The sequence below is a fragment of the Actinomadura sp. KC216 genome (assembly GCF_004348535.1).
Lineage (GTDB): Bacteria > Actinomycetota > Actinomycetes > Streptosporangiales > Streptosporangiaceae > Spirillospora.
The window spans coordinates 1-15,496 of record NZ_SMJX01000198.1 but is presented as its reverse complement, the minus strand read 5'-3'; the positions used below and the strand labels follow the sequence as shown (position 1 = coordinate 15,496).

At 73.6% G+C, this 15,496-nt stretch carries 15 protein-coding genes and 1 pseudogene; 8 read left to right on the top strand and 8 right to left on the bottom strand.

Annotation, left to right across the window (positions count from 1 at the left end; genetic code table 11):
- Positions 1 to 4: 4 nt before the first annotated feature.
- Together E1264_RS28240 and E1264_RS28235 are read left to right on the top strand one after the other, a co-directional pair.
- Positions 5 to 604, top strand: coding sequence for a sigma-70 family RNA polymerase sigma factor (locus E1264_RS28240; protein ID WP_347813427.1), 600 nt, complete (start codon positions 5 to 7; stop codon positions 602 to 604).
- A complete protein-coding gene (locus tag E1264_RS28235; RefSeq protein WP_132178480.1) occupies positions 601 to 1,479 on the top strand; it encodes a hypothetical protein in 879 nt (292 codons plus the stop codon). The genes E1264_RS28240 and E1264_RS28235 overlap by 4 nt, the downstream gene beginning before the upstream one ends.
- Here the strand turns inward: E1264_RS28235 and E1264_RS28230 are convergent.
- Positions 1,468 to 2,106 carry an NADAR family protein gene (locus tag E1264_RS28230; RefSeq protein WP_132178479.1) on the bottom strand — a complete coding sequence of 213 codons (639 nt, stop codon included), beginning with the start codon at positions 2,104 to 2,106 and terminating at the stop codon, positions 1,468 to 1,470. The two genes, E1264_RS28235 and E1264_RS28230, sit on opposite strands and share 12 nt — an antisense overlap.
- Before the next feature lie 189 nt (positions 2,107 to 2,295).
- Here E1264_RS28230 and E1264_RS46020 point away from each other — a divergent pair, with 189 nt between their 5' ends.
- Positions 2,296 to 2,418 (top strand): hypothetical protein, encoded by a 123-nt coding sequence (locus E1264_RS46020; protein ID WP_279491525.1) that lies wholly within the window; start codon positions 2,296 to 2,298, stop codon positions 2,416 to 2,418.
- Between the two features lie 49 nt (positions 2,419 to 2,467).
- On the opposite strand, the gene E1264_RS28225 is transcribed toward E1264_RS46020, so the two are convergent.
- Positions 2,468 to 3,520, bottom strand: a complete 1,053-nt coding sequence (locus E1264_RS28225) for a LacI family DNA-binding transcriptional regulator (RefSeq protein ID WP_132178478.1) — start codon at positions 3,518 to 3,520, stop codon at positions 2,468 to 2,470.
- 94 nt (positions 3,521 to 3,614) lie between these two features.
- Between E1264_RS28225 and E1264_RS28220 the strand changes: the two genes are divergently transcribed.
- Positions 3,615 to 4,190 (top strand): DUF4240 domain-containing protein, encoded by a 576-nt coding sequence (locus tag E1264_RS28220; protein ID WP_132178477.1) that lies wholly within the window; start codon positions 3,615 to 3,617, stop codon positions 4,188 to 4,190.
- A 54-nt stretch (positions 4,191 to 4,244) separates the two neighbouring features.
- Complete coding sequence (locus tag E1264_RS28215; protein ID WP_132178476.1) at positions 4,245 to 4,997, top strand: aminoglycoside adenylyltransferase family protein; 753 nt, start codon at positions 4,245 to 4,247, stop codon at positions 4,995 to 4,997.
- On the opposite strand, the gene E1264_RS28210 is transcribed toward E1264_RS28215, so the two are convergent.
- Positions 4,994 to 5,905, bottom strand: coding sequence for a hypothetical protein (locus E1264_RS28210; RefSeq protein WP_132178475.1), 912 nt, complete (start codon positions 5,903 to 5,905; stop codon positions 4,994 to 4,996). The genes E1264_RS28215 and E1264_RS28210 overlap by 4 nt on opposite strands.
- Positions 5,906 to 6,014: 109 nt before the next feature.
- On the opposite strand from E1264_RS28210, the gene E1264_RS45495 reads away from it, so the two are divergent.
- Positions 6,015 to 7,457 carry a membrane-associated oxidoreductase gene (locus E1264_RS45495; RefSeq protein WP_132178474.1) on the top strand — a complete coding sequence of 481 codons (1,443 nt, stop codon included), beginning with the start codon at positions 6,015 to 6,017 and terminating at the stop codon, positions 7,455 to 7,457.
- Here E1264_RS45495 and galT read toward each other — a convergent pair.
- The 4 genes from galT to E1264_RS28185 are packed head-to-tail and all read right to left on the bottom strand — an operon-like array spanning position 7,444 to position 12,135.
- On the bottom strand, positions 7,444 to 8,499 hold the full coding sequence (gene galT / locus E1264_RS28200; protein ID WP_132178473.1) for a galactose-1-phosphate uridylyltransferase: 1,056 nt from the start codon (positions 8,497 to 8,499) through the stop codon (positions 7,444 to 7,446). The two genes, E1264_RS45495 and galT, sit on opposite strands and share 14 nt — an antisense overlap.
- Positions 8,500 to 8,540: 41 nt before the next feature.
- Positions 8,541 to 9,146, bottom strand: a complete 606-nt coding sequence (locus tag E1264_RS28195) for an ATP/GTP-binding protein (protein WP_132178472.1) — start codon at positions 9,144 to 9,146, stop codon at positions 8,541 to 8,543.
- Positions 9,127 to 9,504 carry a DUF742 domain-containing protein gene (locus E1264_RS28190; protein WP_132178471.1) on the bottom strand — a complete coding sequence of 126 codons (378 nt, stop codon included), beginning with the start codon at positions 9,502 to 9,504 and terminating at the stop codon, positions 9,127 to 9,129. The genes E1264_RS28195 and E1264_RS28190 overlap by 20 nt, the downstream gene beginning before the upstream one ends.
- Before the next feature lie 6 nt (positions 9,505 to 9,510).
- The gene (locus E1264_RS28185) at positions 9,511 to 12,135 is read right to left on the bottom strand and encodes a nitrate- and nitrite sensing domain-containing protein (RefSeq protein WP_165964421.1); all 2,625 of its coding nucleotides are present in this window, start codon (positions 12,133 to 12,135) and stop codon (positions 9,511 to 9,513) included.
- Positions 12,136 to 12,335: 200 nt separating this feature from the next.
- On the opposite strand from E1264_RS28185, the gene E1264_RS28180 reads away from it, so the two are divergent.
- Together E1264_RS28180 and E1264_RS28175 are read left to right on the top strand one after the other, a co-directional pair.
- A complete protein-coding gene (locus E1264_RS28180; protein WP_132178481.1) occupies positions 12,336 to 13,532 on the top strand; it encodes an extracellular solute-binding protein in 1,197 nt (398 codons plus the stop codon).
- 54 nt (positions 13,533 to 13,586) lie between these two features.
- The gene (locus E1264_RS28175; protein ID WP_132178469.1) at positions 13,587 to 14,477 is read left to right on the top strand and encodes an LLM class flavin-dependent oxidoreductase; all 891 of its coding nucleotides are present in this window, start codon (positions 13,587 to 13,589) and stop codon (positions 14,475 to 14,477) included.
- Between the two features lie 375 nt (positions 14,478 to 14,852).
- Here the strand turns inward: E1264_RS28175 and E1264_RS43760 are convergent.
- Positions 14,853 to 15,496: pseudogene (locus E1264_RS43760) on the bottom strand (hypothetical protein); the annotation flags it as partial.

Genomic DNA, 15,496 nt, shown 5'->3' with positions numbered 1-15,496 from the left:
GGGCGTGCGCCGAGAGGAGGGGCATTTGCCAACCCCTTTGGAGGACTCCCACCCGCCCGGCGACAGGCGGCGACGCTTCGAGGACATCTACACGGCGAACCGCGCCCGGATCCTCGGCTACGCGCTGCGCCGCACCGCCGACCCGCAGGACGCGGCCGACGTGCTGGCCGAGACGTTCCTGACGGCCTGGCGGCGGCTGGACGACGTCCCGCCCGGCGACCAGGCGCGGCTGTGGCTGTACGGGGTGGCCCGCCGGATCCTGGCGAACCACCATCGCGGCGAGCGCCGCCGGTCCGCGCTGGCCGCCGACCTCGGCTCGCGGCTCCGCGCCGGCCTCGTCGACCACCTGGCCGCCCCGGACCGCGATCTCGCGGACGTCGCCGCCGCGTTCCGGAACCTGCCGGAGCCCGACCGGGAACTGCTGTCCCTGGTCGGCTGGGAGGGCCTCGACCACGGTGAGATCGCCGCCGTCCTCGGCTGCTCCCGCAACGCGGTCCGGATCCGCCTGCACCGCGCCCGCCGCCGGTTCGCCCGCGCGCTGGAACGCGCGGAGGCGGACGTCCGCCCCCTGCCCGCCGCCGTCCCGAACGGAGAACGCGCATGAACCGCGACATCGACACGCTGATCGGCAGGCTCGCCCCCATCAGCGACGACCAGGCCGGACGGCTCCTGCCGGACGAGACGGCCGCCGATCTGGCCGACCGCATCACGGCCACCGCCCCCGGCCCCGCCGCGCCGCGCAGGCGGCGCCGGGTGCTCATGACCGTCGGCCTCCCGCTGGCGACCGCCGCCGCGGCGAGCGCGGCCGTCGCGGTCGTGGTCGCGCGGGACGAACCGGGAACGCCACGCCCCCGGACCAGCGCCCAGGTCAGCCCCCTGATCAGGCTGGCGGCGCTGTCCTTCACGGCCGAGGGCGACCACATCGACGTCCGCGTGCGCGATCCTCTGGCCGACCCGAAGCGGTACCACACCGAGTTCAAGGCCCGCGGCCTCGACGTGAGGCTGTCGCTGGTGCCGGTCTCGCCGTCCATCGTCGGCACGGTGGTGATGGAGAGCACGAGCGAGGGCACCGGCGCGGACGACGTCACGGCCATCACCGCCAAGGGCGCGTGCGAGTCCGGCGGCGGGGGCGACGACTGCCCGGTCGGTGTCCGCATCCGCACCGACTTCAAGGGCAGCGCCGAGATCGTCTTCGGGCGCGCGGCGCGTCCCGGCGAGCAGTACACCAGCACCGCGCCGGTGACGGCACCCGGCGAGGTGATGCACGGGATGGCCTACCGGAACCGCCGCGTCGGCGAGATGCTGGCCGCCCTGAAGAAGCGGAACGTCACCGTTCCGGAGTACCGCGCCATGGACGGGAACGTGAGCAAGGACCTGCGCCCCGACCAGGTGCCGCCGACCTGGTACGTCCACGACGCCACCCCGTGGGCCAAGAACCAGGTCCTGATGTTCGTCGGCCCCGAACCATCACGCTCCTGAAACCCGAGGATCCGCACCCGCAGCGCTTCTGCCGGTGTCCGCGTCGCGGCCTCCTCCCCTGGTTGGCGCGGGGAGGAGGCCGTGGTGCTGCGCCCGGAGGACGGTGGAGAGGCGGTCGCGGGCGGTCATGAGGGCGAAGCCTAGGAGGTTCTCGCCTTTCCAGGCCGAGGGGTTCTCGGCGTCGGGGTCGTCGGCGGCCATTCCTATGCCCCAGACGCGGTCCAAGGGGCTGGCTTCGACGAGAACGCGGTCGCGGGTGCCGAGGAGATAGTCGAGGAGTTCCTTGTTCTGGGCGAACTTGGCCTCGTTGCCTTTGGTGACAATGGCGACGCGGTTGTCCCGCCACGTCCGCTCGTCGAAGTCGCGGACGCGGCGGCCGAGGTCTTTCGCGCGGCGGGGATGGGACGCGGCGATGATGGCGTCCGCCGATTTCTCGTCCCCGAAAAGCCGGGCCTTTTCGGCCATCATGTAGTGCTCGGCGGTGGCGTAGACGGTGCCGTCCACGGTGAAGGGGGTCGGCCACCACTGGCTGAGGTAGCCGGGGCCGGGGGTCTGGTGCCCCCAGAAGAAGAGGAACTTCAGGCGGGTGCCCTCGTTCTGGAGGCGGATCAGTTCGGCGACGTCCATGAGGAGAGGGTGCCAGGAACGGGGAGGCGCGGCGAGCCGGTTTCCGGGCGGGAATGGACGAGCGGGCGGCGGTGTTGGGAGGTGTGCCGCGGGAGGGGTGAGCCCGCGGTCTAGACCATTTTGCGGAACCGGGCCGGTCGTCGGGAACATTTCCCTTGATTCGGCCCGAACAGGAGGACAGCGGTAACGATGAGCAATCCCTTGGCGAACCCTCGTCGCACGAAGGTCGATGAGTGGCCCGAGCAGCTGCCGGAGGACGCGGAGAGCGAGCGTCCCGCGGAGGCCGAGGCGAAAGAGGACGCCACGCGTTGAACGATAGATCAGGGCCCGTCCGGAGTCTCCCGGACGGGTTCTCCGCTTTCTAGGCCGGTGGCGCGGTGCTGGCGCGCAGGACGACCTCGCCCGAGACGCGCTCGACGCGGTTGCGGCGGGACGCGGGCTCGCGCAGCGCCAGGCCCATGACGCGTTCGCCCATCGCGTCCATCGGGAGCGCGACGGTGGTGAGGGCGGGAGTCAGGTCGCGGACGATGGGGATGTCGTCGAACCCGGCGAGCGAGACGTCGCCGGGCACGGACACGCCGTGGTCGCGGAACGCGGCGAGCGCGCCGATCGCCATCAGGTCGCTGACGGCGAACACGCAGGTCGGACGGTCCGCGCCGCGGAGCAGCTCGGTCGCGGCGGTATAGCCGCCGGCGCGGGTGAAGCCCGCCTCGACGATGTGCCCGGACGCGACGCGGACGCCGGCGGCGGCGAGCGCGCCGGTGAAGCCGCCCAGCCGGTCGGTGACGGTGGTGAGCGCGCGCGGTCCGGTCAGCACACCGAAGCGGCGGTGGCCGAGGTCGAGCAGGGCGCGGGCGAGGGCGGCGGCGCCCTCCCGGTTCTGCGGCAGGACGGCGTCGGCCCTGAGTCCGCGGTGCCGGCTGAGGACGGCGACGCGCCCGCCCGTGCGCTGGTACGGGTCCAGCTCGGCGGCCATCGAGCGCTCCCACTCCCGGTCCTCGAAGGCGGACCCGATGAGCAGGATCGCGCGGGCCCGCTGGGCGCGCAGCATCGCGACGTACTCGACCTCGCGGGACGGGTCGTGGAACGTGCTGGCGAGCATCACGAGCATGCCGTGCTCGGCGGCGGTGCGCATCACGCCGTGGGCGATGGCGGCGAAGTACGGGTCGCTGACGTCGTGGCAGACCACCCCGACGGACTTGCTGGACGAGCTCGCGAGCGCCTGCGCGTGCGCGTTGGGCGTGTAGCGGAGGTCGGCGGCGGCGGCGAGCACGCGCTCCCGGAGGTCGGCGCGGACCTGCGACGTCCCGTTGAGGACGCGGGACGCGGTGGCGAGCGAGACGCCGGCCTCCCGCGCCACGTCCTGCAGGGTCACATACCCCCGTCCGCCGGCCCCGGGCCCCTGCGCCGTCATCGCCGCCCTCCTCACCGCGCCCCTTCTCACGGTACGCGCGGAGAGCACTTTCCACCGCGAATTCCGTCACACCCCCGTGCCACACTCCGTGCGCATGGACCTGGACGGATTCTGGGGGCTGATCGAGCAGTCCCGCGACCACTCCCCCGATCCCGACGCGCGAATCGCCTGGCTGCACGATGCGCTCGCCCGGCGGCCCGTCGCGGACATTCTCGACTTCCAAATCCGCCAGGACGAGACGCGCCGCCGCTCCGACACCTACGCGCTCTGGGGCGCGGCGTACCGCGTCATGGGCGGCCTCTGCTCCATGGACGGATTCTGGTATTTCCAGCCGTGGCTCATCGGCCAGGGCCGCGCGGCGTTCACCCTGGTCACCGCGGCTCCCGACCTGCTCGTGGAACTGCCCGGCATACAGCGCCTGGCCGGGCGCTCCCCGTCTGATTGGGCCGATGACGAATGGCCGGAATGGGAGTCGTTCAACTATGTCGCGGCGGAGGCGTTCGAGCATCGCACCGGCGTCGAGGGCGGGCTTGACGAGGCGCTGAGTGTCCGCGGGCACGAAATTCCGTACGACACGGCCCCGCTGGACAAGGGCTGGGATTTCGACGACCCCGCCGAAGTCGCCCGCCGCCTTCCCCGCCTCTCCGCGCTCTTCCCGCTCAATCGATGACGCGATGGGCCGGGGAGGCTGATAGCGTCCGGAACGGCGACGAAGGGGCCGGTGGTGACGCAGGCAGAGGAGGTCGTGCGGCTGGTCCGCGACGTTCTCGGCGGCGGCGTCGCGGGCGCGTATCCGCATGGCTCGGCCGTGCTCGGCACGCTGCGTCCGCACAGCGACCTCGACGTCCTCGTCGTGGTGAGACGTCCGATGACGGCTGAGGAGCGGCGGCGTCTGAGTGACGGGCTGCTCGGGCTCTCCTGCTATCCGGCGCGGGGTGCGAGGCGTCCCGTGGAACTGACCGTCGTCGTCCAGTCGGCGGTCCGGCCGTGGCGCTACCCGCCCGGCTGCGAGTTCCAGTACGGCGAGTGGCTGCGCGCCGGATTCGAGCGGGGGGAGATTCCGCCGCCGGGCCCGAGCCCGGACCTGGCGCCGCTGATCACCATGGTCCTGCTCGGGAACCGTTCGCTGTTCGGGCCACCGCCCGGCGCGGTCCTCGATCCCGTCCCGCGCGGCGATCTCGTCGCCGGGATGACGGCCGGTATCCCGGACCTCCTCGCCGACCTCGGCACGGACACGCGGAACGTCGTCCTGACCCTCGCCCGCATCTGGGCGACGCTGGCGACCGGGCGGATCCGCTCCAAGGACGCGGCGGCCGATTGGGCGCTCGACCGGCTGCCGGAGGAGCACCGTCCCGTCCTCGCCCGGGCCAGGGCGATCTACCTCGGTGACCGCGACGATCTGTGGGACGACCTCCGTGACCGGCTTCATCCCTATGCGGAGCACGTCCTCGACGCCATGGCGCCCCTGCGCGTCTAGGGGCGCAGGCGGGTCGTGAAGAGGCCCTCGTCGGTGGCGGTCAGGAGTGTGCCGTCCGGGGCGAGGGCGAGGTCGTTCACCGGGGCCGGGACCTTGACGCAATGGGACGGGGCGAAAGGCACCCCGTTCTCGGACGGCACCGCGTCCCAGGCCAGGACCGTGCAGGGGTCTCCCTCAAGGCCCGCGGCGACCAGCAGACGGCCGTCCGGGCCGCCCGAGAACGCCGTCACCCGGTCGCAGGGGGCGGGGGCCGTGAGGACGGTGAGCCGGTCGCCGTCCAGGCCGCGGACGTGCAGGGCGCTCTCCGCCGGCTCGACCAGGACCAGGCCGTGCGCCGGCGCGGCGCGGGCGGCGATGTCCTCGCCGCGCTCCACGTCGAGGACGACGGCGTCCGCGCCTCCGGTCAGGGCGACGAGCGGACCCGACGCCGGGGTGGCGTGCAGAGCGGTGCGGTCGATGGCCGTGCCGTGGCCGAGCCAGAGGGCGAACTCGGCCAGGCGGTCGCCGGTCAGGGCGTCCCAGACGACGACCTCGGCGTCGTTCGCCGGGCCGAAGATCGCGACGACGGCGCCGCGGCCGCCGTGGACGGCGAGGGCGAGCAGGTCGGGCTGGCCGTCCAGGACGAGCTCGCGGCCCGTGCGGACGTCCTGGACGTGGACGCGGTCGCGGTGCGTCCAGGCCACGGCCGGCGATCCGGTGGGGAGGCCGAACGTCCATTCGGCGCGTCCGGCGGGGAAGTCGGGGATCGGCGGGCCGAGCATAGCGCCCGTCGTCAGGTCCCACGCCTGGCCGGTGTTCGCGCCGTGGGCCGTCCGGGACGTGAACACCAGCGGGTGCCCCTCCGCGGTGGCGGCGACGCCGTCGAACGACCCGTCGGCCAGCGGGGCCGCCTGCACGCTTTCCGGCATGCGTGGGAGGGTAGGGCACCGCCGTCAGATCGTTCCACGAAGTGGCGAAAAGCGTACCTATCCGAGAGCCGCGCCGTGGTTCGTGCGGGTTGGACTAGGTTCGTGCGTCGTGGAACCGGTTGATCTCACGCCCGTCGAGCGGCGCGTCTGGCGTGCGTTCCCCACCGGGACGTCCGTCGACCTCCGGGACGGCACGGACGACGACCCGGCGAACGGTGCCGCGTGGGGACCCGGGCGCACGGTGCGGGCCGAGGTGCTGCGCAAGCTCCTGCTGAGACCGGCGGTGGAGGGCGATGTCGCGGCGGTGAGGGTGGTGGGCGCCCGGATCACGGGGCTGCTGAACCTGCACTACGCGACGGTGGAGCATCCGATCCGGCTGGTGGCGTGCCACTTCGAGGAGACGCCGCTGCTGTACAGCGCGCGGGTCCGGCAGGTGAATCTGGGCGAGTCGTACCTGCCGGGCCTGGACGCGGCGACCGTGCGGGTGGACGGGGTCCTGAGCATCGCCGGCTGCCGCGTCCCGGGACGCGTGCACCTGGGCGGCGCGCGGCTGTCGAGCTTCCTGAACCTGGAGCGGGCGCGGCTCGGGACCGACGGCGCGGCGGATCAGGTCCTGCGCCTCGGCCACTCCGTCATCGAGGACGACGTGCGGGCCGCCGGGCTGCACGTGCTGGGCGGGGTCGGGTTCTCCGGGGCGTCGGTGTCGGGCCAGGTGGACCTTGAGGGCGCCGTCCTCAGCTGTCCGGGCGGGCTCGCGCTGGACGCCGCGAACCTCACCGTAGGGTCGGACGTGATCGCCACCCGGGCCCGGCTCGACGGTGAGGTCAACGTGCGCGGCGCGACGATCCCCGGGCTGCTCGTGCTGACGCAGGCGCGGCTGTCGTCGCTGCGCGCGACGAGCGCCGAGATCGGGGAGGTGTGGCTCCGCGAGGGCCGGGTCGACGGCGAGGCCAACCTGCTCCGCGGGCGGTTCGGGCTGCTGCACGTCCCGCCGGACGCGCTCGGCGGGACGGTCTGGCTGGACGGGCTGACCTACGGCGCGCTCACCCCCCGCCTTCCGGCGCGCGTGCGGATCGCGATGCTGGAGCGGGACGCGGAGGGGTACGTCCCGCACGCCTACGAGCAGCTCGCCGCCGCGTTCCGGCAGGCCGGGGACGAGCGCGCGGCGCGGAACGTCCAGCTCGCCAAGCAGCGCAGGTACCGCCGGACGCGTCCGTGGTGGGCGCGGATGTGGGGGTTGCTGCAGGACGTGACGGTCGGGTACGGGTTCCGGCCGCTCTGGGCGGCGGCGTGGCTGGCGGGCCTGCTGGCGCTCGGCACCACGGTGTTCGGCGCGCGTCCGCCGGAGCCGCTGAAGGCCGGGGAGCATCCGCCGTTCAACGCGCTGTTCTACACCCTCGACCTGATGCTGCCGATCATCGACTTCGGGCAGGAGAGGGCGTTCAAGGCGAGCGGCGGGTACCAGTGGCTCGGGTACACCCTGATCATCACCGGCTGGGTGCTGGCGACGACGATCGCCGCCGGCGTCACCCGCACCCTCAGCCGGCAGTGACGGCACGGAGGCGTGCCGCCGCCTCCTCCGGGACGACGTCGTTGATCCAGGCGGCCATGCCCGACTCCGACCCGGCCAGGTACTTGATCTTGCCGGGGGCGCGGCGGACGGAGAACAGTTCCAGGTGCAGGCGGAGCAGGTCCCGTCCCTCGCCGGTGGGCGCCTGGTGCCAGCCCGCCACGTACGGGAGCGGCGTGTCGTAGAGGGCGTCGCAGCGGCGGAGGAGGTCGCGGTACAGGACGGCCAGCTCGTCGCGTTCGGCGGCGTCCAGGGCGGCCAGGTCGGGGACGTGCCGGTGCGGCATCAGGTGCACCTCGACCGGCCACCGTGCGGCGGCGGGGACGTAGGCCGTCCAGTGCTCGCCGGACAGGATGGCGCGGGAGCCCGCGCGTTCGGCCTCCAGCACCTCGCCGAACAGGCCGGGGCGGGCGGCGGCCCGCGCGAGCATCCGCCCGGTGCGGGGCGTGACGAACGGGTAGGCGTAGATCTGCCCGTGCGGATGGTGCAGGGTCACGCCGATCTCGACGCCGCGGTTCTCGAAGACGAAGACCTGCGCGACGGACGGGATCGCGGACAGCTCGGCGGTGCGGTCGGCCCAGGCGTCGATGACCGTCCGGACGCGCGGCACCGGCAGGCGCGCCATCGACGCGGCGTGCTCGTCGGTGAAGCACACGACCTCGCAGCGTCCCGCGCCAGGGAGGCGCTCCACGCCGTCGATCACGGGCGGCGTGGGCGGCGGCGTCCGGACGTCGAAGGACGGGAACCGGTTCTCGAACGCGACGACCTCGTAGGACGGATCGGGGACCTCCGACGCGGGCCCGCCCGGGCACAGCGGGCACCGGTCGGCGGGCGGCAGGAACGTCCGGGCGTTGCGGTGCGCGGTGATCGTGACGTGGTCGCCGGTCAGCGGGTCGCGGCGGACCTCGCACACCGGCTCGACCGGCGGGAGATCGCGCGGGTCGGCGGCGGGCACCCGGCCCGGGGCCGCGTCGTAGTAGACGATCTCGCGGCCGTCCGCGAGCCGCGCGCGTGTCCGGTGCATGTCCCGGCAGCGTACCGGCGGGCCGCAGGCCCAGGGGGTGCCTACAGGGCGGGCGCGGACGACCGGCGCCGCGCCCGGTGGACGGCCAGGATGTGCTTCATCAGCGTGGTCAGGACCTCTTTCCCGTCCGCGCGGTCCCGCGCGTCGCAGAGCACGACCGGCGCCTCCTCGCCGAGGTCGAGCGCCTCCCGGATCTCCTCGGTGGTGTAGTCGTAGCCGTCGTCGAACCGGTTCACGCCGACGACGAACGGGAGGCCGCGGTTCTCGAAGTAGTCGACGGCCGGGAAGCTGTCGGTGAGGCGGCGCGTGTCGGCGAGGACGACGGCGCCGAGCGCGCCGTAGGACAGCTCGTCCCACATGAACCAGAAGCGGTCCTGGCCGGGCGTGCCGAACAGGTACAGGACGAGCCCGGCGCGGATGGTGATGCGGCCGAAGTCCATCGCGACCGTGGTGGTCGTCTTCCGCTCGACGCCGCCGGTGTCGTCGACGCCGAGGCCCCGGTCGGTGAGCAGCTCCTCGGTCTGCAGCGGGCGGATCTCGCTGACGGCGCCGACCAGCGTCGTCTTGCCGACCCCGAACCCCCCGGCGATGAGGATCTTCACCGCGACCGGGGCCGATCCCGCGCCGTCAGAGCGCTTGGAGGCCATCGAGCACCTCCTTCAGCAGGCGTTCCTTGGAGAGCGCGCTCTCCGGTGGGGGGCGGGTGGTGGTGATGAGCCGGTGGTGCAGCAGGTCGCCGAGCAGGACGCGCACCACGACGAGCGGCAGCCCCATCCGGGCGGCGATCTCGGCGACCGGCTGCGGCACCAGGCACATCTCCAGGATGTCGAGATGCTCGGGCCCGATGCCGGGCGAGCCGGACCGGGGCCGCGCCGCCGTCGAGATGATGGTGATCATGTCGAAGGGCTCGCCGGTCGCGGGCCTCGCCCGGCCGCGCGTCAGGGCATACGACCGGACGATGGGCCCGGCCTCCTCATCCAGCCATTCGGCGCCAGGACCGGTCATGGCCCGTCACGTGTCCTCGTTGTCCAGGATCTCGGCGCGGCCGCGCCGGGTGCCCTGCTGGATGGACGACATCATCGACCGCAGCTCCTCGGGCGTCCGGCGGGGACGCGGCTCCTCGGCGGGCCCCGGATCGGCCCCGGATCCCGGCTCGGCGCCGGGCCCCTGATCGGCTTCGGCGTCCGGCACGGGCGCGGAGAGGGGGACCGGTGCGGCGAGGGGCGCCTCGCGCAGCTGGGCGGCCATGTTCTCCTGCCGGACGCGTTTCGGCAGCGCCGGACGTTCGGCGGCGCCTCCCCCGGCGGGACGGCGCCGGACCTCGCGCGGCGACCGCGGGATGCCGGGCGTCCGCTCCCGCCCGGACGGCACGGTCGGCGCGGACAGTGGAGACGGCGCGGTCGGCGCGGCCGGTCCCGGCTCGGGCTCCGGGTCGGACGCGGACGGCGGCTCGCCCCAGGCCGACGGCACCGGCGGCGTCCTGCGCGCCGGAGCCGGTCCCTGCATCGGCGCCTCGAACACCGGCAGGGGGCCGGTCTGGGCCCCAGGGTCGGAAGGCGCGGAAGCGGTGGCCGCCGCACCGAGCGGGTCGTCCGCGTCCGGCGAAGCCGAGTGCCGTCCCGGCGGGAGCTGCAGGACGGACCCGGCGGAGACGAGCGCGTCGTCCTCGCGTGCGGTGGCCAGCGCGGGGGCGGCGGGTTCGGCGCCGTCGCCGTCGCGGACGACGAGGTGCTCGGGCAGCAGCACGATCGCGGTCATCCCGCCGTAGGGGGACGTCCGCAGCGTGACCCTGATGCGGTGCCGCCGCGCGAGCCGGCCGACGACGAACAGGCCGAGCTGCGCGCTGTCGGACAGGTCGAACTCGGCGGCGTTCGCGAGCCGCTCGTTGGCGGCGGCGAGCCCGGCCGCGTCCATGCTGAGCCCGCGGTCCTCGACCTCCAGCGTGAAGCCGTGCGCGACGGGCTGCCCCTGCACCTGGACGGTCGTGTGCGGCGGCGAGAACACGGTGGCGTTCTCGATCAGCTCGGCGAGCAGGTGGGTGACGTCGGCGACGGCCGGGCCGACGAGCGCGGCGCGGCTCATCGGCGCGACGTTGACGCGGGTGTAGTCCTCGACCTCGGAGGCGGCGGCGCGGGCGACGTCCACGATCGCGACGGGGCTGCGCCAGCCGCGGCCCGGCGCCTGCCCGGACAGGATGATCAGGCCCTCGGCGTGCCGGCGCATGCGGGTCGCGAGGTGGTCGAGGCGGAACAGGTCCTCCAGGTCGTCGGGCGTCTCGATGCGGCGCTCCATCGCGTCCAGCAGCTTGAGCTGGCGGTGCAGCAGCGTCTGGCTGCGGCGGGCGAGGTTGACGAACACGTCGCTGACGTTGCGGCGGAGCGTGGCCTCCTCGACGGCGCTCTGGATCGCGGTCCGCCTCGCCGCGTTGAACGCCGCGCCGACCTGGTCGATCTCGCGGGTGCCGAACTCCAGCGGCGGGGCCTCGGCGGCGACGTCGACCTCGTCGCCGCGCCGCAGCCGCCGGATCACGCCGGGCAGCCGGACGTCGGCCAGGTCGAGCGCCGCGCGGCGCAGCCCGGCCAGCTCGCGGATGATGGACCGGGCGACCCACACCGCGAGGACGAGCGAGGCCGCGACGGCGACGAGCCCGAGCGCGCCCGCGATGACGACGCGGGTGACGATGGCACCGGAGATCGGCTCGGCGCGCTTCTCGGCGCCCGCCGACACGGCCAGTTCGAGGCCGCGCAGCCGGGTGAGGTTCGAGTCGGCGGTGGTCTTCCACAGCACGCCGGTGCCGCCCGCGGCGCGGATCAGCCGCGGGGACGTGACGAACCGGTCCTCCAGCGTGCGGAGCCGCCCGTACTCGGGCATCGACACGACGCGCTTGTAGTACGCCCGGTCGGCGGGCCGGAGCTCGGCCGCGGCGTACCCGTAGAGGGCGCGCTGCGTCCCGACGAGCTTGATGAACTGGGCGTGCTCGGCGGGCGTGATCCGTCCGGCGGCGAGCACCCCGGCGAGGAGCGCGTCCTCCTGCGCGAGGACCTCGCGGGCGCGGGCGAGCGCCGTCTCGTTGCGGGCGTCCCGGGCGAGCTCGGAGTCGTCGAGGGTGGCGAGCGAGCCCTGGAGCGCGCCGACGTCGCCGAGGAGGGTCGTGTAACCGGCGAAGGCGCGCGTCCGGTCGGTCTTGCCGGTGTCGATGGCGCGGCGGCGGGCGTCCAGGCCGTCCAGCTCGCGCAGGATCGTGCCGGCGAGGCGGCGGGTGCCGGCGGACGCGGCCTCGCGGGCGCCCCGGTCGGTCACGAGGCGGCGGAACAGCCCGGCCTGCCGGTCGGTGACGAGCCGTCCCGACTCCATCGACGCCCGGTCGGCGCCCGACCGGCTGCCGAGGAACACCATCGACAGCCGCCGCTCGGCCTGCAGCGCGCCGCCGAGCGCGCCGGACGGGTAGCCGTAGTGGTCCTGGACGGTCTCCACGTGCCGGAGGTTGAAGCCCTCGCCGAGCGCGATGCTCGCCGCGAACGCCCACAGCCCGCCGAGCGAGACCACCGACACGGTCACCATCAGGACGACCTTGAAGCGGATGGAGCGGAACCGCGCGGCCTTGGGGGTGCGCCGACGGCCGGCGGCTGAGTCCACGGGGCGGCCTCGATTCGACACTTCGGCTGGACCTTCACTCGGGCGGAGGATGGTGACGGACGGCATGCGCGGGGCGACGGAGAGCGGGCGCGGGACGAAGGAGAGCCTAGAACCGCGCGGCGCCGTGTGTCGACAGTTTCCAGATCATCACGTTTTGTACACACCAACGGGCCGAAATCCCCCTAAGATTCCCCAGCGTGATGGCCCGCACCCCCTCCGCGACGAAACCCCGGCTCGCCGCGACCGCATTCGTCCTCGCCGCGGTCCTGGCGTTCACCGGCGCGTGCGGCGGCGACCCCGGCGGCTCCGCCGCGCCGCCCGACATCCCGATGGCGCAGCAGCTCGGCACCCCGGAGGGCCGGCTCGACCTGGTCGTCTGGACGGGCTACGCCGAGAACGGCTCGAACGACAAGAAGGTCGACTGGGTCACACCGTTCACCAAAACCACGGGCTGCAAGGTCACCGCGAAGGTGGCCGACACGTCGGACGCGATGGTCGCGCTCATGGAGACCGGGCGGTACGACGGCGTGTCGGCGTCGGGCGACGCGAGCCTGCGGCTCGTCCACGCCGGGCTGGTCGCGCCCGTGAACACCGGCCTCATCGGCAACTACGCCGACATCGCCGCATACCTGAAGAACCAGCCGTACAACTCCGTCAACGGCCAGATGTACGGGGTGCCGCACGGGTACGGCGCGAACGTCCTGATGTACCGGACGGACAAGTTCCGGCAGCGCCCGACGTCCTGGAGCATCATCTGGGACGAGGACTCCCCCGCCGCGGGGCACGTCGTCGCCTACGACTCCCCGATCTACATCGCCGACGCCGCGCTCTACCTCAAGACCCACCGCCCCGACCTGGAGATCACCGACGTCTACGCGCTGGACGAGGAGCAGTTCGCCGCCGCGATCGAGCTGCTCAAGCGGCAGCGCCCGAACGTCAACCAGTACTTCGTGTCCTACCTGGACGAGCTGCACTCGTTCACCAGCGGATACAACTACGCGGGCATCGGCTGGCAGGTCACCGCGAACCTGGCGCTGGCGGAGAAGGTGCCGGTGGCGACGACGATCCCGGTCGAGGGCGCGACCGGCTGGTCCGACACCTGGATGATCTCCTCGAAGGCCCAGCATCCGACCTGCATGTACAAGTGGATGAACTGGATCACGGCGCCGAAGGTGCAGGCCCAGGTGGCGCAGTGGTTCGGCGAGGCCCCCGCCAACCCGAAGGCGTGCCGGTACACGGCGAAGGGCTTCTGCTCGACGTTCCGCGTGGGCGACCAGAACTTCTACAACCGCCTGGCCTTCTGGCGGACCCCGACGAAGGACTGCGGCGACGACCGCGGCGACGCCTGCGTCGACTACTCCCGCTGGATCGAGGCCTGGACCCAGATCAAGGGCTGACCAAGGGCGGGCACCTCCGGGAACAAGGCGTCACGGCCAGGGGTTCTCGGCGGCATGAGCGACTACGGCAGGCCATTGGAATTCGGCTACTTCCTCGTCCCGAACGCCGACGACCCGCTCCTCGCCACGGCGCGCGCCGCCGACCGCGCGGGCCTCGACCTGATCGGCGTGCAGGACCATCCCTACCAGCGCCGGTACGTCGACACGTGGACGCTCCTCAGCACGATCGCGGCCGTCACCGAACGCGTCCGCGTCTTCCCGGACGTGGCGAGCCTGCCGCTGCGCCCGCCGGCGGTGCTGGCCAAGGCCGCCGCGAGCCTGGACGTGCTCAGCGGCGGCCGCGCCGAACTGGGCCTCGGCGCGGGCGGCTTCTGGGACGCGATCGAGGCGTTCGGCGGCCCCCGCCGCACTCCCAGGGAGGCCGCCGACGCCCTGGAAGAGGCCGTCACCGTGATCCGCAAGGTGTGGAGCGGCGAGCGCAACCTGCGCTTCGAGGGCGACCACTACCGCCTGAAGGGCGCCAAGGCGGGGCCCGTCCCGGCGCACCGGATGGAGCTGTGGCTCGGTGTCGGCGGCCCGCGCGGCCTGGCGCTGACGGGCCGCGCCGCCGACGGCTGGCTGCCGTCCTCCCCGTGGGCGACCCCGGAGCGGCTGCCGGAGATGCACGCGCGCATCGACGAGGCGGCCACGTCCGCCGGACGCGACCCGGCCGACGTCCGCAGGCTCTACAACATCAGCGGGACGATCACCGGCGGCGTGTCCGAGGGCTTCCTGCGCGGCCCCGCGTCCCAGTGGATCGACGAGCTCACCGACCTCGCCGTCGGCTCCGGGATGGACACCTTCATCCTGTGGGCGGAGGGCGACCAGGAGACCCAGATCAAGCGTTTCGCGGAGGAGATCGTCCCGGCCGTCCGCACACAGGTCACCCAGGAACGCGCCGCCTGACGCCCCGGGCACGGCCCCGCGGCGTCATCGGGGGTGACGGCCGCGGACGCCGTCCGCGGGGACGTGCTCAGGGTTGTAGGAGATGCTGGTCCAGCCCGCCGTGCGGCACCGTTCGCACCAGTAGGTGCGGTGTCCCTTGTGGCCCGCCCAGGCCGGCGGGCAATCGCACGGCGCCCAGCCGACCCGGGTGGCGCCAGGCTCCAGCGAATGTCCATACGGGCAGGTCAAGGGCCTGTGCTCCGGGTCCATCATGGCCCCCAGTATTCACCAGAACCGCACAAATGTTCGAGTAGGGGCCCATGGAACGCTCAATACGGAGGCGCTCACCCGGCACCGGCGCGGTTCTGAGGCCGAGGAACGCGTCGTTGACGTCGATCAGGCGGGCTTCATCGCGTAGCAGTAGTTCGCCCGGCCCTTGAAGTAGTGGCGGGCGCGGGAGTCGCCGAATCGCCACTGGCATCCGGCGTCGAGCTGGGCGGGTGACAGCTTCATCGTGTCGCCCTTGCGCAGGATGCAGTACGCGCCGGGGCTGGGCGTCGTCCGGTACTCGACCCACTCCCAGCCGAGCTTCACGCAGTACGCGCTGAAATGCCCCGGGCCCAGCTCTACCCGGACGAGCTTCCGGGGAGTCGACGGCGACGCCGTCGGGCGCGGCTTCGACGCCTGGGTGGACGGCTGTTTCGCCGTGGCGGGGCTCGACGCGCTCGGGCTGGTCGTCGCGGGGACGCCGCCCTCGCGACGCGCCTGGCTCGCGGGGGCGGACGGCGCGGTCGAACCCTGCCGGCCCGCACCGGCGCCGTCGCGCGGGGAATCGCCGCCCGCGAACCAGACCGCCGCGAACACGAGCGCGACGGCCGCCGCGACCGCGGCACCCGCACCGGCGATGACGGCCGTGCGCCGGTTGCCGCGAGGGCCATGCGGCCCCGGCAGCGTGCCGCCCGTCCCCGGCGCCGGAGGCGGACCGGCGGGACTGTGGAAAGCGGGCGGGGTCTGCGGGGCCGGGCCGTGCGGTGCGGTGG

Coding starts and splice junctions, on each gene's coding strand:
- E1264_RS28210 (WP_132178475.1), bottom strand. CDS start 5,905: ATGCCGGAAAGCGTGCAGGCGGCCCCGCTGGCCGACGGGTCGTTCGAC.
- E1264_RS46020 (WP_279491525.1), top strand. CDS start 2,296: ATGAGCAATCCCTTGGCGAACCCTCGTCGCACGAAGGTCGATGAGTGG.
- E1264_RS28235 (WP_132178480.1), top strand. CDS start 601: ATGAACCGCGACATCGACACGCTGATCGGCAGGCTCGCCCCCATCAGC.
- E1264_RS28195 (WP_132178472.1), bottom strand. CDS start 9,146: ATGGCCTCCAAGCGCTCTGACGGCGCGGGATCGGCCCCGGTCGCGGTG.
- E1264_RS28180 (WP_132178481.1), top strand. CDS start 12,336: ATGGCCCGCACCCCCTCCGCGACGAAACCCCGGCTCGCCGCGACCGCA.
- galT (WP_132178473.1), bottom strand. CDS start 8,499: ATGCACCGGACACGCGCGCGGCTCGCGGACGGCCGCGAGATCGTCTAC.
- E1264_RS28220 (WP_132178477.1), top strand. CDS start 3,615: ATGGACCTGGACGGATTCTGGGGGCTGATCGAGCAGTCCCGCGACCAC.
- E1264_RS28175 (WP_132178469.1), top strand. CDS start 13,587: ATGAGCGACTACGGCAGGCCATTGGAATTCGGCTACTTCCTCGTCCCG.
- E1264_RS28230 (WP_132178479.1), bottom strand. CDS start 2,106: ATGGACGTCGCCGAACTGATCCGCCTCCAGAACGAGGGCACCCGCCTG.
- E1264_RS28225 (WP_132178478.1), bottom strand. CDS start 3,520: ATGACGGCGCAGGGGCCCGGGGCCGGCGGACGGGGGTATGTGACCCTG.
- E1264_RS28190 (WP_132178471.1), bottom strand. CDS start 9,504: ATGACCGGTCCTGGCGCCGAATGGCTGGATGAGGAGGCCGGGCCCATC.